Origin of the sequence: Simiduia sp. 21SJ11W-1, assembly GCF_024138675.1 — a bacterium.
Classification (GTDB): Bacteria; Pseudomonadota; Gammaproteobacteria; order Pseudomonadales; family Cellvibrionaceae; genus Simiduia.
On the sequence record NZ_CP090959.1, the window covers coordinates 1,244,108 to 1,262,741 of the forward strand.

Below are 18,634 nucleotides of genomic sequence, written 5' to 3' on the forward strand. Positions count from 1 at the left end.
AACACGCCCCCGTAAACGGGCAAGAGGTTATTCGGGCGGCGGAGCCATGGCCAAGGCAGATTGCAGCCCGCGCACGGCAGCCTCGGGATTTTCGGCCCGGGTTACCGCGTTGATCACCGCCACGCTCTGCACGCCCATGGGCAAAAGCCGCGGCAAGGTGTGGGCATTGATGCCGCCAATCACCACCACTGGCAAGCGCGGGCGCAATAGGCGGTGCCAGTGCTGTAAATCCCGGGGTTCAAGCACAGGCACGGCCTTGGTGTGGCTGGTAAAGGCCGCGCCAAGCGCCAGGTAGCTGGGCTGGCAGGCCAGTGCCCGGCACCATTCGTACTCGCTGTGGCAGCTGATGCCCAGCCTGAGGCCCGCGCGGGCAAGTGCCGGCAGGTCGGTATCGGCCAGATCTTCCTGCCCTAGGTGCACACCGTAGGCGCCCAATGCCAGCGCGTCCTCCCAGTAGTCGTTGATATACACCTGGGCCTTGTGCGCACGCCCCAGCGCGATGGCCTGTTTGATAACCTGCAGCCGCTCTGAGGCCTGCAGGTTTTTGATGCGCAGCTGCAGGGTGCGCACACCGGATTTTAGTAGTCGCCGAAGCCATGGGAGGCTGTCAACCAACACATACAGGCCGGGCTCCGGGCAGGGTGCAAAGGGCGGGGTGCCGACGCCGGCGTGCAGTGTTTCATATTGGGCCTGGGTGAGGCACAGGGGGAAATCCTCAAGTGCTTGCGGCTCGCCGGTTTGGGCCACGGGCCCGGGTGCAGTGCCCACCGGTTGCCCCAGCCGCAGGCCCCTGTACACGTAGGCATGTGCCAACACCACCGCATCGGCCAGGGCTTTGCCGTGGGCCAAAAATGCCGCCAGGCTGCTGGCCAGCACGCAACCGGTGCCGCGGCTATGGGGGGCATTCAGGCGCGGGCTTCTAAGCCAGAATTGCTGGTTGCTACTGCAAAAATAACTATCTACCCAGTTTGCCTGTGCCCCGTGCCCGCCCTTAACCCACACTGCCTGCGCGCCGGCCGCCAGTGCTTTGTTGGCGCTAGCGGTAAGCGTTTTGGGGCAGGCCAGTGCCTGTTCATCCAGCCCCGCCCAGGCCGCAAGCTCCGGCAGGTTGGGGGTAAACACCGCACCGGGCAACAAGCGTGTGCGGGCAAGTACGCGCAGGTTTTGGCTCGCGCTGCTGACCGGGTCTTGCACCCAGGGCAGGTGCGCATTGGCGCGCTGGCAGGCACTTATGGCTTCAAATTGTGCGCTGTTGCAGATCAGCCCCACCTTCACTGCCCGCGCGGGGGTGTCTGCCGCGAGGGTGCGCCACAGCTCGGAAATGCCCGGCTGGGCCAGTGGCTCGGCGCTGTGGCAGCTGTGGCCATTTTGTAGGGTGATGCTCGTGGGAATGGCGCTGCCATGGCAGCCGAGATCGGCCAGCGTGCGCAGGTCGGCCAAGAGCCCCGCATGGCCACTTGGGTCTATGCCGCCAATGGCGCATACCACGGGCCTGGGCCCGGTGCGGGTTTGCCTGTGATGATTCATGGTGCCGCCTGTTCCAGAAACGGCTGGCCGAGGGTGGGTGTGGAGGGGCTGGCCGTTTGCGCGGGCGCCATAACGCCCGCCAGAAACGCAGTGCGCCCGGCGCTGACTGCCTGCGCGAAGGCGCGGGCCATGGCTACCGGGTCGCAGGCGCGGGCCACGGCGGAATTCAGCAATACGGCGTCAAACCCCATTTCCATGGCTTGGGCTGCGTGGGAGGGCGCACCCAGGCCCGCATCGATAATAAGCGGGGTGTCGGGCAGGCGATCGCGCAGGGTGCGCAGGTTGTAGGGGTTCATCAGGCCCAGGCCCGTGCCAATGGGGGCGCCCCAGGGCATGAGCACTTCACAGCCCACATCCAGCAGGCGCTTTGCCAGCACCAGATCATCGGTGGTGTAGGGCAGTACTTTGAAGCCGCGTTCAATGAGTGTGGCGGCGGCCTCTACCAGGCCAAAGGGGCAGGGCTGGAGGTTGTAGTCGTCACCAATGACCTCGAGTTTGATCCAGGGGGTTTGAAACAGCTCGCGCGACATTTCTGCCAAATTCACGGCCTCGGTGGCTGAGGTGCAACCGGCGGTGTTGGGCAAGAGTTTACACCCGCTGGTGCGCAGCAGGTTCCAGAAGTCGTTAGGTGTATTGGCTTGCGGGTTTTGCCGGCGCAAGCTCAGGGTTACCCATTCGGTGCCGGCTGCTTGCAGGCTGTCGAGCATGATTTGCGGTGAGGGGTAAAGGGCGCTGCCAAGCAACAGGCGCGCGTTAAATGGCTCGCCATAAAGTGTGAATGAATCCATTTCAGCCTCCACTTACCGGTACTACCACATCCAGCCGATCGCCAGTTTTTAAGCGGTGTTCAGCGTACAGATGGCGCGGCACAAACTGGCCGTTTACCGCCACCGCGTATTGCTCTGGCAGCGCAGGCCAAAGGGCCAGGGCCTCGGCCAGTACCGAGGCATCAGCAAGCTCTAATGGCTCATTGTTAATGGTGACAGTCAGCATGGTGGCTGATCTCCTGTTGCGCGGGGGTTAGCGCGTGGGGGTGAATGTCTAGGTGAAACAGCAGCGCCTCAACCATGGCCGGTGCCAGTAAAAACCCGTGCCGGTAGAGCCCGTTCAAGCGCACCAAACCCGGGTGAATGTCGAGCCGGGGCCGGTGATCCATAAACGCCGGGCGCAGGTTGACGCGGCTGGCGAGAATGCGCGCCTCGGCAAAGGCGGGGTTTAGAGCGTAGAGCGCGCTGCTAAGCTCCCAATGCGAGCGCAGGCTGATGGGCGAGCGATCTTCCGATTCGATTTCAGTGGCGCCCAGCACATACCGCTGGCCGGGTTTGGGCACCAGATAGAGCTTGTAGCGCGGGTGCAGGCAGCGAACCGGGCGGGTAATTTGTACCTCCGGGCAGGCGATTTCGAGCAGTTCGCCGCGCTGACCGCGCAGGCCATGCAGCGCACCTTTGGCGCCTACGCCCCGGCAGTCGAGCACCCAGTCTGCCCGGTTATCCCCAAGCTTATAGGGCTCGGGTTCTACCGCCTGGCCGCTCAACACCGGCACCTGCAAATACTTGAGTTCAATAAGCAGCTGATCCATCAACGCCTGGTTATCAATGTGCGCCTCACCGGGCAGTAGCAGGCCCTTGTTGAAATGCCCAAGTGCCGGTTCCAGTGCGTGCAAGGCTTCTGCGTTTAGGTTCTCGGGCACTGCGATCGGGCGAGAGTGCTCGGCGGCCTGTTGCAGCCGGTGCTTGAGTTTTCGGTGAAACTCCGCCAACAGTGTTTGATCTTGCCGGTGTGCCACCACCAGTGAACCCTGTTGGGCAAAGCTTACGGGTTGGCTGAGCGCTGCAAGCCACCCGGGCCAGAGCCCAAGGCTGTGGGTGCCGAGCGCATGGATGAGCGGCTCGCTATCGGCCAGCTCCGCCAGTGGCGAGATCATACCGGCGGCGGTAGTGGCGGCGGCCGGGCTTGGGCTGAGGCTGCCTGCTTCAAACAATTGCACCCGGTGCCCGGCCAGAGCCAGGCGCCACGCACACAGGCGCCCCAAGAGGCCGGCGCCGGCAACGGCAACGCGCAAGGCCATGCCTACGCCTCCTGGTAGAGGGCGCTGCCGGTGTCTCGAAACTCGGCCGATTTTTCCGCCATGCCCGATTGCGCCGCTTGGGCTTCGGCGTAGTCGCGCACATCCTGGGTAATTTTCATGGAGCAGAACTTGGGCCCGCACATAGAGCAAAAGTGGGCGAGCTTGTGGCCTTCTTTGGGCAGGGTTTCATCGTGATAGGCGCGCGCTGTGTCTGGGTCTAGGCTCAGGTTGAACTGATCTTCCCAGCGAAATTCAAAGCGCGCCTTCGACAGGGCGTTGTCGCGCACCTGGGCGCCGGGCATGCCCTTGGCCAAGTCGCCTGCGTGGGCGGCAATCTTGTAGGCAATAATGCCTTGCTTTACATCGTCGCGGTTGGGCAGGCCCAGGTGCTCTTTGGGGGTGACGTAACACAACATGGCGCAACCCATCCAGCCAATCATGGCCGCACCTATGCCCGATGAAAAATGATCGTAGCCCGGGCTTATGTCGGTAATGAGCGGGCCGAGTGTGTAAAAGGGTGCGCCTTTGCAGTGCTTGAGTTGCTCGGTCATGTTTGCCTGCACCATGTGCATGGGCACATGGCCCGGGCCTTCAATCATGGTTTGCACATCGTGGCGCCAGGCGATTTCTGTGAGCTCGCCCAGTGTGCGCAGTTCTGAAAATTGCGCTTCGTCATTGGCGTCTTGCAGGCAGCCCGGGCGTAGGCCGTCGCCCAAAGAAAACGACACATCGTAGCGCTTCATGATTTCGCAGATGTCTTCAAAGTGGGTGTATAAAAAATTTTCCTTGTGGTGGGCCAGGCACCACTTGGCCATGATCGAGCCGCCACGCGAGACTATGCCCGTCAGGCGATTGGCAGTCATGGGGATGTAGCGCAACAACACGCCTGCGTGAATGGTGAAGTAGCTCACCCCTTGTTCGGCCTGCTCAATGAGGGTTTCTTTAAAAATATCCCAGGTGAGATCTTCTGCAATACCGCCAACCTTTTCCAACGCCTGATAGATGGGCACTGTGCCAATGGGTACGGGCGAGTTGCGAATAATCCACTCGCGGGTTTCGTGAATGTGCTGGCCGGTGGATAAATCCATCACCGTGTCGGCGCCCCAGCGGGTGGCCCATACGAGTTTTTCCACTTCTTCTTCAATGGATGAAGTCACCGCCGAATTGCCGATATTGGCGTTGATTTTTATGTGGAAATTGCGCCCGATAATCATCGGTTCAAGTTCGGGGTGGTTGATGTTCGCCGGAATAATGGCGCGCCCTTCGGCCACTTCCTGGCGCACAAATTCGGGGGTTATTTCAGGCCCGATGTTGGCGCCTAAACTTTCGCCCGGGTGTTGCTCTGCATACACAGGGGTATTGCTTTGCTGCGCGCGCGCCATATTTTCGCGCAGTGCAATGTATTCCATTTCAGGGGTGATGATACCGGCGCGGGCATAGTGCATTTGGGTAACGTTGCGGCCGGCTTTGGCTATGCGGGGTTCGTGGTTGCCATTAAAGCGAAACTGTTCAAAGGCGATGTTCTGTGCCCGTTGGCGGCTGTAGGGCGCGCTGGGTTCGCTGAGCGGTTGGGTGTCTGCGCGCTCGCTAATCCAATGGCTACGCAGCTTTGCCAGGCCCGCATTGACATTAATAGTTGCGCTTTCATCGGTATAGGGGCCGGAAGTGTCGTACACGCGTACCGGAGGGTTTTTTTCAACGCCGTCGTCTTTTAAGCGGGTATCGGCCAGCGAAATTTCGCGCACAGGCACGTTTAAATCGGGGCGGCTACCCTGCAGGTAGTGTTTTTTTGAACCGGGCAATGGGCCCGTGGAAATGGTGTGGCGATTTGATTGGGCGTGTGTATCGTTCGGCATTGCAGTATCCCTCAGTGAAGTTTCTGCGCACGGCAGGGGCTCACTTTCGGGGCTGCAATCAACCACAACAAACAACCGGGAGAGGGTTGTTCATCACTTGATTCCTACGCAGGTATTAGCCTGATCAGGTGCAGCGGGTTCCTATTGCTATGGTCTCAGCCCTTGATGTTGCAGGGCACCCCGACAAGTGTGGCGCCAAGAGTAATAGCTAAGTAGCGCGCGCGCAAGGGGCTTTGCGTATGCCGTTAGGGTATGCCAAGCCAGGCTTGGTCAATTAATTTGTAGCCTTGTGGATCATAGGCCAGCAAGCCATTGCGCTCGAAGGGTTCGTAATAATGGCGGGAAAAGTACATGGCGCTCAGCTCGGCAAAGTATTCGCGGTGATTTTCCAGTGCGTAAGCTTTCTCGATGACTTTGTTCCAGGCCGTTTTGCGATTGGTGTAAAGGCCCGATTTTTTTGCATTTTCATAGACCTTGAGCGCCAAGGGGTAGAGGCGTTTTTTGTGGTAGTGATAAAAGCCGTGCGCCAGTTCGTGAATGCTGATGGCAAGGGCCAGTTCATCACTCATGCGCATAAAATTACGGGCGGAATTGATAATAATGCTGTCGTCAAAGCGCGGTGAAATGCGATTGCCCTTGGCGAAATACCAAAGGCCGGAATCTTTACCGCCGTAGGAGGAATCTGAGCCGGAAAAAATATAATAGCGAATGCCGGAAAATTTCGCCTTTTGTGCGTTGGGGAATCGCGCAAGGGCTGCCAGCACAGCGGTTTCAAGTTTGCGCGCGCTGTTGCGGGCAAGTTCCGGGTCGGTTTCAGCCAGTTCGCGCTCAACAATAATATTTATGGCGTAACCTGTTAAAGGCAGGTGCGCGCGATTGGCGTAGTTGTGGTATTCCCTGGATTGCTGCCGGCCAAATTGCGAGTGGCTATTTAGGATGCGCACTTCACGGGTTTCAATTTTAGCCTCGCCGCACCGGCGCGGATCGTCGGTAAATATTGGCCTGCCCTTGGCATCTTTACAGGATAAAATTTGTTCGGCACTAGCAAGCTGTGCCGTGGCAGCGCTGAGCAGTAGGATTACGAAAAATAGCGGTTGTACAAAGAAAGTGCGGTAGCGGGGTTTGTAAGAGTGAGTGCAGGGCGGCATCCGTAAATCCTTTGTGCGGCGCGCTGATCAGTTGCGGTGCGCCCAGTGCGCACCTGCAACCGATAAGTGTAAAGCTTAGCGGGGCATAAACTCCAGCGGCAGCTCGGTTTTGTAGCGAACCTGTTTTATGGAGAAGCTCGATTTGATGTGGTCTATGCCGGGCATTTGAGTGAGCTTGTCGTCAAGAAAACGTTGGTAGGTTTGCAGGTCAGGTACCACCACGCGAATCAGGTAGTCGAAGTCGCCTGTCATCAAATAGCACTCCATTACTTCCTGCCATTCGTTAACGGTGTTTTCGAAGGTTTCCAGCTCGCTTTTTACCTGATGATTCAAGGTGACCTGAATAAATACGCTTACCGGCAGGCCTACTTTGGAGGGCTCAAGCAGCGTAACCGCCTGGCGAATAAAACCTTCATCGCGCAGGTTTTTTACCCGACGTGAACAGGGCGAGGGCGACAGGCACACCTTGTCTGCTAGTTCGATGTTCGGAATGGTGGCGTTGCCCTGAAGAATGTCCAGGATTTTGCGGTCTGTTGCATCGGGAATGTAGTTGGCCATAGTGCGACTTTTGATCGTTAATGTTATGGGAAAGCCCCTGGTTGTTGATCGTGCTTACGTATGTTCACGTGCCGTGTGGCGGGGTGTTCGCCTGCACGGGGTAGACATGGCCTTGGTGGGCCCGCTTGCATCGATCCTCGGGTGCCAAATTTGGGGCAACTTTAGGGCTTTTTGAGAACTAAATAAAGCGTTCTGCCAAAGAATTTAGTACAAAATGTTGAAAAGCGCCTCAGTGGTGCAATAAATGAATTATTGGTCAGCTTCCGGTGCGGGCCTGGTTTGCGCTGAGATGAGCGATTTTGTCGACCAGTTCAGGGGTATATCGCGCAATATCATAAGGTTTTATCAGGTTTTTTACTCAATGATGCTAAGTAAAAGCGTGGTATCGGGTGGGCCTGTTTTGGTGCACTTTCGCGCTGAAAATGAAGGAGACGACAGCAGCCGGCCCTATGTTCGGAGATTTAGTGCCCGGGCTCCGCTGCCAATGGCCATTGAAATCCGCCCGATGGCTGTGCAAAAGCGTGGCGCAAACGCAGGCTGCAGGGGCAGGTTTTTCTCTATACAACCGCAGCTCACAAAGTGTTTGGCCGCCTTGCGCTGCTGCTGAATGTTCATCGAATTTGGTACGCCGGTATCAAGTAGCTGATGGGTGTGGCCAGGGCCACAAGCCGTGCCGGTAATTTGGGTGGCTTTTAGTGGGGGGCTAGTCACTAGAAACTAGTCACTAGAAACTTCCCCATGAGCAACTATCACCCACTACTCGCAGACAACAGAGGCTTTTGCTCTGGTTGGGTTGGCGGCTTGCGCCCGGGGTTTCTGCCGCCAGCGCCACAGGCCCAGGCAGGCGGCGCTAAAGATGCCTAGCACAGTGAGCGCCAGTAGCAAATCGCGAAGATTGCGGCCCAGGAAATCCAGGTGGTGCCATTTGTGCAAATAGCCAAAGCTTGCGCCTTCCAGCGCGCTTGTGGTGTTTGATACGGCGGCCAAGGTGCCGGTGTGGGGTTGAATAAAATAGGTAGGCCCTTGCGCGCCCCGGTCATCTTGGGTACGCACGGCCACCACGGGCAAACGTTTGTTAATGAAGCCGTAGTGGCGATTAAAGTGTGCCATGTACTCTGTACTTTTTACCGCTAATTCACCGCGCCAATGGCGGCTCTGGGCCCGGGCGAGCGCCTGTGCTGTGTCTGTAAAGTTTGAATCTGGCGCTGAGGCCATACGCTCGGCGCCAACATATTGAATAACCGGCATTACCGGCCGGGCTTTCGGGTTGTGGTGTTGGTGGCCGCTTTTTTGAGGGCTCTCCAGCGTTTGCTTGTGTGCCGATGTGTGGGGATCTAGGCCCTGCTCGGGCGCACTCACCACTCGCCAATGCTGTTGCTGCCCGCTCGCAATCCATTGGGCTTCCAGCCAGCCGCCCGGTAGGGTGATGCCGAAAGGGGGTGCATCATTTTCAAGCGCCTGGCCCAGCGCTGGATGGGGGTTACTTGCCCACAGGTGAAACAGCCCGCTTGTGCAAAAGCAGGTAAGCGCGAGAGCAAGCACACCGCTCAGGTGGGCGTGCCAGCGCCTGCTGCGCGCCCAGCGGTGTTGATGGTTAAAAACGCCCTGGCGCCACCAGCGTAAGTACAACCAAAATCCCATCAAGCCAAGCGCAGTGATCAGCAAGAGCGCTGCACTCATTAGCCAAACCCTGCTGGGTTCATGTGGCCAAAAGTGCCAGCTATGAAGGGTGCGAAACCAGTGGCCGGTTGCGGCTTTGGTGTCATCTACCAGTGTTGCCAGTTGGCCTTGCTGGGTATCTACATACACGCGCAGGTTATCGTCGCGGGCAAATTCTACCCGCCACACAGGCAACAACCGGTTGATGGTCAGATAGTCGTCATCAAAGGCCGAAATTTTTGTAATGGCGGCCACTGTTGCCTCGGGCTCACCGGCGAAATGCCGCGCTAAATCAACGGCGTAGTTTTGTTCGAAATTGGCAAGTGGGGCGAGCGTTGCGGCATCGGCAAAACGGGTGTGATCCAGCTGCAAAAGGAGCCGCTGTTGATGATTAAATACCCGCAAGTGCGTAAATGGGCCCAGTGCAGATGCTATGGCCTGAGGTTCAATGTGATGTTCGGCTTGGGGCTGTAGGAGTGTGCCGGTAGCCTGTGCCGTTGGATTAATCCGGCTCAAAATAGGGTGGGCAAGGCCGCTGAGTGCCCAACAGGCAATGAACAGCCAGGCCCAAAGCCCTAGGCGTTGATGATGGCGCAGGCACCATTGGGTAAATGCTTTCATGGGTTGTATATCGCCGTGCTCGGTGGTGTTGTACAAACTAAGTCAAAAAAGCCGCCGGGAGGCGGCGTAAATACAGCTGGCTGAGGCCGTATCAAAAGCGGTAATTAAGCCCTGCAATCAGTGTGCGTGGGCGCCCGGGTGAATAGCTTGGCCCCCATTTGCTGGTGGTTTCCGCATAGCGCTCATCGGTTGCATTGAGCAGATTTGCATAAACGGTAAGTGGCTGGCTGATGTTGTAACTTGCCCGCAAATTCACAAGGTCGTGGCCGGGGTAGGTTTGGGTGTTGGCCTCGTCTATGAACGATTCGCTTTGGTGGCGCCATTCGGCTTCTAAGCGCCCGCCTTTTAGCCAACCCGGACGATAGCTCAGCCACAGTGTGGTAAACACTTCCGGGGCCATGACCTGTTGCTTGCCGCTGTAGTTGTTGTTGGCCTCTTGCCAGTCAACATACTCGTGGCGCGCCCAAGTGCCGGCAAAACCGGCCTGCAGCTGCTCGGTGAGGTCTGCGGCCAAGGCCAACTCCAGGCCCCGGTGGCGGGTAGTTCCGGCATTGGTATTTCGGCGTGCGCCGGTGGCATCGGTAGTGCTGATAATCTCATCATGCAGTGTCATGTGGTAAATGCTGAGCTCGGTGTTGAGCCAATCGCCCATGAGCCCCCGGATACCAATCTCCACGCTGTCGGCTTTTACTGGCTCAAGCTCCGTTGAATTAACGGTGCGGCCTGCGCGAAATAATTGCGACTCTGTGGCAATGCGAAACGCGTGGCGGTAGGCGGCGTAGGCGTTGAGGTTAGGTGAAATATCCCAGGTGGCGCCAAGCTTGGGGCTTAAATGCGACTGGGTGATCTCGGTATCGGCCGGGCGTTTGTGAATAGATTCAAGGGCGCTTTCAGGGGCAAGCCGGGTGTGATAGTTGTAGCTTACCCAGTCGTAGCGCAGGCCTGCTGAAAGCCGCAGGCCTTCCCACAGTTCGGCCTCTGTGTGCAGGTAGGGTGAGAGCGATAAAAAATCTACGCGGTAATCATATAGCGCCTGTTGCTCTTGATAGCTTAACCAGTAGTCGCCCGGGTCTGTATCTGTGCGCACTATGTAGGTTTGCAGGGTGTCGCCGCGCGAGCGGTCTGTGTCTATACCGGCAATCCAAAAAGCTGCCTCTGTGTCTTGTTTGTATTTTGCATTAACGCCCAATGAGTCGTGGCCGTTGGCATTAATGTGGGCGTCTTGGGAGTCTAATTGGCAGGCCGGGTTGAGCCAGGGTTTACAGGTTTCTCGCCCGGTGTTGAGTGCCCATGTGGCCAAGTATTCCAGCCGGTTGTGGCGCGCGAACGGCGTCAGGGTAAGCTCACCCGCGCCAAGGCTTGTGCGCCACTCACTGGTTAAGCGCACGGCGCTCACGTCGCGATAGCCGATAAGGTTGCCCGCTTTCTCAGGCTCGTTAAGGTAGTCTGATTCGCGCAGGCCGCTGCCGCCGCTTTCGTTATCAATGTGGCTCGCGCTCAGCACCGAGTTCACCTCGAACTCACCCACCTCTGTGGCCCAGCTCAAAACCCCGGTGACTTTTTCATAGGCTGTGTGGTCGCGCCAGCCGTCGCTTGAAAGCCATTCCACAGTGCCGCCAACGGCATCATTTTCATCCACTTGTGCGGCCTTGATTTGTAGGCGCTTAAAACCGAATTCGCCCGCTTCAAGGTTGGCGCGGGTGAAGGACGCATCCGCAGGCTGGCCATTCAACAAATTAACCACACCGCCAATGGCTTCACTGCCGTAGAGTGCAGAGCCCGGGCCTTTGATAATTTCCACGCCATCGGCTTGGGCGGTATTCACTTCGTAGAGCGCGTTATGATTAAAAAATGCCGCCGAGCGGGTGGGTACATTGTTCTCCAGATACAAATACACAGGACCATAAGACATAGGTTGGCGAATGGCTGCGGCCACACCACTGCCGGTGCTGCCAAGCTGGGCCAGGTTTACGCCGGCAATGCGGTTTAAGCTGTCTGCGGCGTGTACTCCGTTGAGCTCCGCTAGCGTTTCAGCGGAAAGCACGCCCACTGAGGCTGCGGTATCTGCCAGCCGCGCAGCCTCTTGGGTGGCGGTAACGGTTATGGTTTCCAGCACCGATGGGCTGGCGGCGAGTGTGAGCGGCAGGCTTGCGCCAAGGGTACTGCAAAGGCTTACAGCGAGCAGTGGCCGGATGTGCATGTTCAATCCTTGGTGTGTGACTCTGGCGCGAGTATAAAATTTAAGGTGTGCGCGCAACATATGACAAAATGTCGCACCCCTTGCTGTTTCGTGAGATTGCCATGCCGCAATGTGAGCCTAAAACCCAGCCGCTAAGTTGCGCTTCAGGCGCGCCCAAGTGCCTGATTGCAGCCCCTGATGCCGGCGACATATTGGCAGCACTTGTGCATCAAGGGTTGCTCACCCCTGCACAGGTGCATGTGGCGGTAACTTCCGCTGAGGTTGCCCAATATATTGGCGAAGTTGACATTGTGTGTGGCAAGCCAGCCTGGCTTGCGCCTCATCTGCACCTTGCGCAAAAGCTTCGCTGGCTGCAATCCACCTTTGCCGGTGTAGAGCCGTTAATGGTGGCGGGCTTGCCGCGCAATTACCAACTCACGGGCGTGAAAGGTATTTTTGGCCCATTAATGCGCGAGTATGTATTTGGCAAATTGCTGGAAATATTTCGCCACTTTGGCTGCTATCACCGTCAACAACAGCAAACGCTTTGGCGCCCGCACGCCTACCAGGGCTTGGCCGGGCGTACATTGATGGTGGTGGGGTTAGGGTCTATTGGCGCAGAACTTGTACACACTGGCCAACACTTTGGCATGCGCACGCTCGGGGTTAACAGCACCGGCCAAAGCGGGTTGCCCCTTGATGGGTGCTATGCGCTGGATGATTTGCAACAAGGCGTGGGGTCAGATGCGCTGGCCTCTGCCGATGCCATTGTTTTTGCATTGCCCGGTACACCCGCACTTACAGGTGTTGTAGACGCACAGTTTTTAAAGGCGTTAAAACCCGGCGCCGTGCTGGTGAATGTGGGGCGCGGGCAATTGATAGATGAGCGTGCGCTGTTGGCCGCGCTAAAAGCAGGCCAATTACAAGCGGCGGTATTGGATGTGTTTACACAAGAGCCGCTACCCGAAGACCACCCCTTTTGGCGCGCGCCAAACCTGCACCTGACGCCGCACATTTCAGCGCTCACGTTTACAGCGGATATCGCACGAATATTTGCCGACAATTATCAGCGGTTCCAGGCGGGTAAGCCGTTGCTGCACGCGATTGATTTTGCCCGTGGTTATTGATTGCGCGCAGACCTTTGGTTTTACATTTGGCGTTTAGGGTTTACTCAGGCTTGGGTGTGTAGCGCATGTCTATGTGGTCTATGCCGTCTTCATCGTACACAGGCGAAACAGGTTTAAAGCCAAGCGATTGGTAAAAATTCAGTAAATAATGTTGTGCGCCTATGGTGATGGCCTGGCCCGGGTAGTGTTTGGCCACGGTATCCATTGCCCGCTGCATCAGTTCGCGCCCAAGTTTCTGGCGGCGTCCGGCGCGCGTTGTCATTACCCGGCCGATGGAGGCATCGTCAAAACTCACGCCCGGTGCCAGTATGCGCGCGTAGGCAAGTAGCTGCGGCACCTCTGCAGTTTCAATATTATCTGCGGTGTCAGCTGCTGTTGGCTGGCCGCTACCCACCCAGGCGCACAGGTGCAGTGCGGCTGCATCTTTGCCGTCTATGTCTTGGTAGACGCACTGTTGCTCCACCACAAACACTTCGGTACGCGCCTGTAAAATTTGATACAGCAGGTGCGGGCTAAGCTCGTTAAATGCCAGGCATTGCCAGTGGCTCATGAGGTGCTCCGGTTAATTTTTTAGTGCGGCATTATGGGTGTGCAAGAGCCTAGCATTTGCCTGGGCTGTGTGAAATATGCCGGGTGAAAAAATACAGGGTTGGCAGTATTCGGTGTTTTTTTTGCTGCGTGTTGTGGCGATTACTTTGCAGGTTTCGCTGGCGGTTTTCTGCCGATTTTTATAACGCTGCTTGAAGGTGCGAGGTGATTAAGGTGAGAGCAGCACAGGCCCTGATAGGGCCTGTGCGTTGGTTGGTTTACAGTTGGCGCACCGGCAGTGGGGGTTCATCGCTGCCGGCAACGCTAAACAGTGCAATGTTGCCACCGGTTGCAGACACATTGTTGGTATAGGTGCGCTCAGTGGCAAAGCGGCGCACATACAAGGGGCCGCCCGCTTTGGGGCCGGTACCTGAAAGGCCCTGGCCGCCAAAGGGGTTTACGCCCACAACGGCGCCCACCATGTTGCGGTTGATGTAGGTGTTGCCCACCCGCGCCTGGCTAAAGACTTTTTTCGCCGTGGCTTCAACGCGCGAGTGCAAGCCCAGGGTCAGGCCGTAACCGCTGTTGTTAATTTGCGCCAGTACCTTGTCGAGCTCGCCGGTTTTGTAGCGGATTACGTGCAGTACCGGGCCGAACACTTCACGCTCTAACTGCGCGAGTTCTTTTAGCTCAACAATGTGTGGGCCAAAGAAGGAGCCCTCCGCAGGCACTTTGTCTGCCGGGTAGCGGTAGAGAACCTTGGCTTCTTTTTCCATGCGCGCCATGTGATCGGTGAGCAGCTTTAATGCGTCTTCATCGATTACCGGGCCCATGTCGGTGCTGAGTTCCCAGGGGTTGCCCAGGCGCAGTTCGTCGCAGGCACCGGTGAGAAGTTCCAGGGTGCGATCGGCAATGTCTTGCTGTAAAAACAGCACGCGCAAGGCAGAACATCGCTGACCTGCGCTCAAAAATGCCGAAGTTATCACGTCGTCTACCAACTGTTCCGGCAGCGCAGAAGAGCAGGCAATCATGGCGTTCAGGCCGCCGGTTTCTGCAATAAAGGGCACAATGGGGCCGGGTTTTTGGGCCAGCTGTAAATTGATGATGCGCGCCGTTTCGGTAGAGCCTGTAAAGGCAACGCCGCCAATGCGGCTATCGCTTAACAAATGTTTGCCGATGGCTGCGCCATCGCCAATGAGCAGGTGCAATACATCTTTCGGCACGCCCGCCTGGTGCATGAGTGCCACAGTAAATGCAGCCACCAGTGGCGTTTGCTCAGCGGGCTTGGCAATTACCGCATTGCCAGCTACCAGCGCTGCGGCCACCTGGCCCACAAAAATGGCGAGCGGGAAATTCCACGGGCTGATGCACACAAACACGCCGCGCCCGTGCAGGGAAAGTTCGTTCACTTCACCGGTGGGGCCAGTGAGCGAGCTGGGTGTTGAAAAGTGCTGGCGGGCACTGGCGGCATAGTAATGGCAGAAGTCGATGGCTTCGCGCACTTCGCTGATGCCGTCGTTCAAGGTGCGGCCCGCCTCGCGGCTGATTAGGCTGATGAGTTCTGCGTAGTTCGCCTCAATCAGCTCGCCCACCATATTGAGAATAAGTGCGCGGTGCTCGCCCCCCAGGCTGTTCCATTTGGGCTGGGCGCTGCAGGCCGCGCTTAGGGCGGCGTCTACAACCTTGGCGTCTGCATCTATCACTTCGCCCACCACAATATTCGGGTTGGCGGGGCTGCGCAGTTTGCGGGCTTCGCCCTCTAGCTGCTCGCCGTTAACAATGGGCGCGGCTTCGTATTGCTTTTCAACCAGCAGGTTGGTTTTTTCCAGCAGCCAATTGCTGTGCTCTATGTGTTCAAGGTTAAAGCCTGGCGCGTTCGGGCGCGGCATTTCACTTTGGGCGAACAGATCTGCCGGCACCGCAATGGCGGGGTGGCGGTAGGGGTTGAAGCTTGCCACTTTCAAGGCGATGTCGGGCACCAGCCATTCGGCCGGTGTGTCGTCGTCCATGAAGCGGTTTACAAACGACGAGTTGGCGCCGTTTTCCAGCAGCCTGCGCACCAGGTAAGGCAGCAGATCTTTGTGGGCGCCAATGGGTGCATACACGCGCACGGCCGTGCCCGGGTGTGCAGCTTGTACCTGTTCAAACATCAGTTGGCCCATGCCGTGCAAGCGCTGGAATTCGTAGGGCTGGCCAGGCTTCACCAAATGCACAATGGTGGCCACAGTGTGGGCGTTATGGGTGGCAAATTGCGGGAAGATGGCATCTGGTGCATCCAGCAAAATACGCGCACAAATCTGGTAGCTTAAATCCGAGTTGGCTTTGCGGGTGTACACCGGGTAGTCGCGCAGGCCAAGCTCTTGGGCGTGTTTGATTTCGGTATCCCAGTAGGCGCCTTTCACCAGCCGCACCATGAAGTTGCGCTGGGTTTCCCGTGCCAGCTCAATTAACCAGCGGGCAATGTGGGGCGCACGCTTTTGGTAGGCCTGCAAAACAAAGCCCAGGCCATCCCAGTTGGCAAGGTCTGGGTCGCGCGCGAGTGCTGCAAAAATATCGAGCGATAAATCCAGCCGCTCGGCTTCTTCGGCATCAATGTTAAAGCCCATGTTGGCGTCTTTGGCTTGGGCTGCCAATTGTTTGATGCGCGGCAGCAGCTCTTCAAACACGCGCTCGCTTTGCGAGTATTGGTAGCGCGCATGCAGGGCAGAAATTTTAATGGATATGCCGTCTGCATCAATCACGTTGTTGGCTTTGTTGTGCTTGGCAATGGCGGCAATGGCTTTTTGGTAGTCGGCAAAGTAGCGATCGGCATCTTGCTGGTTGCGCGCGCCTTCACCGAGCATATCGAAAGAAAAGCGCGTGGCCGCAGGCTGGCCTGCGCCGCGGTTCATGCCTTCTTTAATGGTGCGGCCCAGCACGTATTGGCTGCCCATAATTTTCATGGCCTGCAGCATGGCGGTGCGAATCATCGGCTCGCCCATGCGGCCGGCCAAATCTTTAAACCAGTTGGTGGTTTGGCCGGTGATTTCATTGCCCAGGCGAATCACTTTGCCGGTGAGCATCAGGCCCCAGGTGGAGGCATTCACAAACAGTGAATCCGATTGGCCCATGTGATCTTTCCAATTGCCGCTGGCCACTTTTTCGGCAATGAGTTTATCGGCGGTTTCACCGTCGGGGATGCGCAGCAGCGCTTCGGCCAGGCACATCAGCGCGATGCCTTCGCGGTTAGACAGGCCAAATTCTTCCAGAAAGGCATCCAGCGTGCCGCGCTTGTTGCGGTGGTTGCGCGACTCCAGCACCAGCTCACGGCCAAACCGCAAAATGCCCTCGCGGGTTTGGGCGGGCAGATTGGCCTGACTCAGCAATTCCCGCACGCACTGATCTTCGTCGGCGTAGGTGTACAGGCGCGCTTTATCGCGCAGCGCTTCAAGAGTGTGATTCATGGTTGTCATTCCAAAAAAGTTGGCCAATTAAGCCTATGATTGAGATAGCATATGGCTCGAATTATCGTGACGAATTAAGAGTATTTGTCTCCAATTTTTACTTATTTGCGATATATTGTGCTTTAAAAGGTAATATTAGCAGAGAGTTTGACTATGCCAAGTAAGCCCGAAAAGGCCCAGATAGACCGCACAGACAGGAAAATACTGGCTTTGCTGCAAGCCGATGGCCGCATGTCGAATGTGGAGCTGGCCCGGCAGGTAAATCTAAGCCCCACCCCTTGCCTGGAGCGGGTTCGGCGCCTTGAGCGCGATGGCTATATTCGCAATTATGTGGCGCTGCTGGATGCCGAGCGGCTGAATATGTCGCTGGTGGCCTATATTCAGGTAACGCTGCAAAACACGGCTACCGAACACTTGGAGCGCTTTAATAAAGAGGCAGCCCGGCTGCCCGAGGTGCAGGAGTGCCATATGGTGGCAGGCGGCTTTGACTATATGCTGAAAATCCGGGTGTCTGGCATGAATCACTACCGCAAATTTTTAGGCGAAAAGTTTTCTAATTTACCCGGTGTGCGCGAGACCCACACCTATGTGGTGATTCAGGAAGTTAAGTCAGAAACGGCGATACCTGTCCCCAAATCTTAATTAATTAGCAAAATGTTGCGTGAATTGGTGGTTGGTTAACTTTAAAGAACGGATATTGCCCATCAGCTAGGTTATCGTAGCTGTTCAATTATCGCGGAGACTGCCATGCATTTTGCGTTAACCGAAGAACAACAAATGATTGCCGATACCGCCCGCGCCTTTGCCGAGAGCGAGCTGGCACCGGTGGCTGCAGAGCTTGAGGGCCCCGAGGGGCGCAGGCTACTGCTCGCGCACTTAAAGAAGCTTTCGGAATTGGGCTTTATGGGCCTGAACATTCGTGCCGACTACGGCGGTACCGAGGCGGGAGTTACCGCTTTTAGCCTGGCTATCACCGAACTCGCCCGCGCCTGTGCCTCTACGGCGGTAACTGTATCTGTTTCGAACATGGTGGCTGAGGTGATTCAGGCCGTGGGCACTGATGCGCAAAAGCAGCACTACCTGCCCAAGTTGTGCGGTGGCGAATTTGCAGCCGGCGGCTTTTGTTTAACCGAGGCCTGTGCAGGTTCAGACCCTGCGGGCATGAAAACCCGCGCGGTAAAAGATGGCGACCACTACCTGCTCTCGGGTTCTAAAATTTACATCACCAGTGCTGAGTACGCCGGTGTATTTGTGGTGTGGGCCGTTACCGACCCCGCGGCCAAAAAGGGCAAGGGCATCAGTTGCTTTTTGGTGGATGCAGATACTCCAGGGCTCAGCATTGGCAAGGCTGAAGAAAAAATGGGGCAGAAGGCCTCAGCCACCAATGAAGTGCATTTCGATAATTGCCGGGTGCCGGCCAGCCAAATGCTCGGCGCTGAAAACGATGGTTTTCGCATTGCCGTGGCCGAGCTTGCCGGCGGGCGCATTGGCATTGCCTCGCTCGCCCTCGGGGTGGGCCAGGCGGCAATGGATTACGCGGCCCGCTACATTGCTGAGCGCAACCAGTTCAACCAGCCGCTGATAAATTTTCAGGGCCTGCAATGGATGCTCGCCGATCGCGCCACAGAACTTGAGGCGGCGCGGCTGCTCGTGATGCAGGCGGCGTGGCTCAAGGAAAATCAACAACCTTTCAGCAAGGCGGCCTCTATGGCCAAGTTGTTTGCCAGTGAAAAGGCCAACGATGCCTGCTACACGGCGCTGCAATTGCTGGGCGGTGCCGGTTACATCAAGGAATACCCCATCGAGCGCATGGCACGCGATGTGCGCATTACCACAATTTATGAAGGCACCAGCGAAGTTCAGCGCATTGTGATTGCCCGTGAACTATTAAAAGAGCTGGCCACCGCTTAACAATTAAAG

Annotated in this window: 14 protein-coding genes and 1 riboswitch; of the genes, 3 read left to right on the top strand and 11 right to left on the bottom strand. The window is 57.1% G+C overall.

Annotated features, from left to right (window positions below; genetic code table 11):
* Window positions 1–27: 27 nt before the first annotated feature.
* The 9 genes from L1F30_RS05575 to L1F30_RS05615 all read right to left on the bottom strand — a co-directional run bounded on the left by L1F30_RS05575 (window position 28) and on the right by L1F30_RS05615 (window position 11,637).
* On the bottom strand, window positions 28–1,527 hold the full coding sequence (locus L1F30_RS05575; RefSeq protein ID WP_253360442.1) for a bifunctional hydroxymethylpyrimidine kinase/phosphomethylpyrimidine kinase: 1,500 nt from the start codon (window positions 1,525–1,527) through the stop codon (window positions 28–30).
* Window positions 1,524–2,315, bottom strand: coding sequence for a thiazole synthase (locus L1F30_RS05580; protein WP_253360445.1), 792 nt, complete (start codon window positions 2,313–2,315; stop codon window positions 1,524–1,526). Before L1F30_RS05580 ends, L1F30_RS05575 begins: the two co-directional genes overlap by 4 nt.
* Before the next feature lies 1 nt (window position 2,316).
* Window positions 2,317–2,520 carry a sulfur carrier protein ThiS gene (thiS, locus tag L1F30_RS05585; RefSeq protein ID WP_253360447.1) on the bottom strand — a complete coding sequence of 68 codons (204 nt, stop codon included), beginning with the start codon at window positions 2,518–2,520 and terminating at the stop codon, window positions 2,317–2,319.
* Window positions 2,501–3,595 carry an FAD-dependent oxidoreductase gene (locus L1F30_RS05590; protein WP_253360449.1) on the bottom strand — a complete coding sequence of 365 codons (1,095 nt, stop codon included), beginning with the start codon at window positions 3,593–3,595 and terminating at the stop codon, window positions 2,501–2,503. Before L1F30_RS05590 ends, thiS begins: the two co-directional genes overlap by 20 nt.
* A gap of 2 nt (window positions 3,596–3,597) precedes the next feature.
* On the bottom strand, window positions 3,598–5,451 hold the full coding sequence (thiC, locus tag L1F30_RS05595) for a phosphomethylpyrimidine synthase ThiC (RefSeq protein WP_253360451.1): 1,854 nt from the start codon (window positions 5,449–5,451) through the stop codon (window positions 3,598–3,600).
* A gap of 84 nt (window positions 5,452–5,535) precedes the next feature.
* A riboswitch (TPP riboswitch) is annotated at window positions 5,536–5,644 on the bottom strand.
* 52 nt (window positions 5,645–5,696) lie between these two features.
* On the bottom strand, window positions 5,697–6,599 hold the full coding sequence (locus L1F30_RS05600; RefSeq protein WP_253360453.1) for a hypothetical protein: 903 nt from the start codon (window positions 6,597–6,599) through the stop codon (window positions 5,697–5,699).
* A 75-nt stretch (window positions 6,600–6,674) separates the two neighbouring features.
* Window positions 6,675–7,157 (bottom strand): Lrp/AsnC family transcriptional regulator, encoded by a 483-nt coding sequence (locus tag L1F30_RS05605; RefSeq protein ID WP_253360455.1) that lies wholly within the window; start codon window positions 7,155–7,157, stop codon window positions 6,675–6,677.
* Window positions 7,158–7,913: 756 nt separating this feature from the next.
* Window positions 7,914–9,437 (bottom strand): PepSY-associated TM helix domain-containing protein, encoded by a 1,524-nt coding sequence (locus L1F30_RS05610; RefSeq protein WP_253360456.1) that lies wholly within the window; start codon window positions 9,435–9,437, stop codon window positions 7,914–7,916.
* A gap of 91 nt (window positions 9,438–9,528) precedes the next feature.
* Window positions 9,529–11,637, bottom strand: coding sequence for a TonB-dependent receptor (locus tag L1F30_RS05615; protein WP_253360458.1), 2,109 nt, complete (start codon window positions 11,635–11,637; stop codon window positions 9,529–9,531).
* A gap of 68 nt (window positions 11,638–11,705) precedes the next feature.
* On the opposite strand from L1F30_RS05615, the gene L1F30_RS05620 reads away from it, so the two are divergent.
* On the top strand, window positions 11,706–12,743 hold the full coding sequence (locus tag L1F30_RS05620) for a D-2-hydroxyacid dehydrogenase (protein ID WP_253360460.1): 1,038 nt from the start codon (window positions 11,706–11,708) through the stop codon (window positions 12,741–12,743).
* A 40-nt stretch (window positions 12,744–12,783) separates the two neighbouring features.
* On the opposite strand, the gene L1F30_RS05625 is transcribed toward L1F30_RS05620, so the two are convergent.
* Together L1F30_RS05625 and putA are read right to left on the bottom strand one after the other, a co-directional pair.
* Entirely contained in the window at window positions 12,784–13,293 is a 510-nt protein-coding gene (locus L1F30_RS05625) for a GNAT family N-acetyltransferase (RefSeq protein WP_253360462.1), read from the bottom strand.
* 256 nt (window positions 13,294–13,549) lie between these two features.
* Complete coding sequence (gene putA / locus L1F30_RS05630; RefSeq protein WP_253360464.1) at window positions 13,550–16,714, bottom strand: bifunctional proline dehydrogenase/L-glutamate gamma-semialdehyde dehydrogenase PutA; 3,165 nt, start codon at window positions 16,712–16,714, stop codon at window positions 13,550–13,552.
* Window positions 16,715–16,867: 153 nt separating this feature from the next.
* On the opposite strand from putA, the gene L1F30_RS05635 reads away from it, so the two are divergent.
* Both L1F30_RS05635 and L1F30_RS05640 read left to right on the top strand, forming a co-directional pair.
* A complete protein-coding gene (locus tag L1F30_RS05635; protein WP_253360471.1) occupies window positions 16,868–17,356 on the top strand; it encodes an Lrp/AsnC ligand binding domain-containing protein in 489 nt (162 codons plus the stop codon).
* A 105-nt stretch (window positions 17,357–17,461) separates the two neighbouring features.
* On the top strand, window positions 17,462–18,625 hold the full coding sequence (locus L1F30_RS05640; protein ID WP_253360480.1) for an acyl-CoA dehydrogenase family protein: 1,164 nt from the start codon (window positions 17,462–17,464) through the stop codon (window positions 18,623–18,625).
* The last annotated feature ends 9 nt before the right edge of the window (window positions 18,626–18,634 follow it).

Coding starts and splice junctions, on each gene's coding strand:
- thiS (WP_253360447.1), bottom strand. CDS start 2,520: ATGCTGACTGTCACCATTAACAATGAGCCATTAGAGCTTGCTGATGCC.
- L1F30_RS05610 (WP_253360456.1), bottom strand. CDS start 9,437: ATGAAAGCATTTACCCAATGGTGCCTGCGCCATCATCAACGCCTAGGG.
- L1F30_RS05600 (WP_253360453.1), bottom strand. CDS start 6,599: ATGCCGCCCTGCACTCACTCTTACAAACCCCGCTACCGCACTTTCTTT.
- L1F30_RS05625 (WP_253360462.1), bottom strand. CDS start 13,293: ATGAGCCACTGGCAATGCCTGGCATTTAACGAGCTTAGCCCGCACCTG.
- L1F30_RS05580 (WP_253360445.1), bottom strand. CDS start 2,315: ATGGATTCATTCACACTTTATGGCGAGCCATTTAACGCGCGCCTGTTG.
- L1F30_RS05635 (WP_253360471.1), top strand. CDS start 16,868: ATGCCAAGTAAGCCCGAAAAGGCCCAGATAGACCGCACAGACAGGAAA.
- thiC (WP_253360451.1), bottom strand. CDS start 5,451: ATGCCGAACGATACACACGCCCAATCAAATCGCCACACCATTTCCACG.
- L1F30_RS05620 (WP_253360460.1), top strand. CDS start 11,706: ATGTCGCACCCCTTGCTGTTTCGTGAGATTGCCATGCCGCAATGTGAG.
- L1F30_RS05590 (WP_253360449.1), bottom strand. CDS start 3,595: ATGGCCTTGCGCGTTGCCGTTGCCGGCGCCGGCCTCTTGGGGCGCCTG.
- L1F30_RS05615 (WP_253360458.1), bottom strand. CDS start 11,637: ATGCACATCCGGCCACTGCTCGCTGTAAGCCTTTGCAGTACCCTTGGC.
- L1F30_RS05640 (WP_253360480.1), top strand. CDS start 17,462: ATGCATTTTGCGTTAACCGAAGAACAACAAATGATTGCCGATACCGCC.
- putA (WP_253360464.1), bottom strand. CDS start 16,714: ATGAATCACACTCTTGAAGCGCTGCGCGATAAAGCGCGCCTGTACACC.
- L1F30_RS05575 (WP_253360442.1), bottom strand. CDS start 1,527: ATGAATCATCACAGGCAAACCCGCACCGGGCCCAGGCCCGTGGTATGC.
- L1F30_RS05605 (WP_253360455.1), bottom strand. CDS start 7,157: ATGGCCAACTACATTCCCGATGCAACAGACCGCAAAATCCTGGACATT.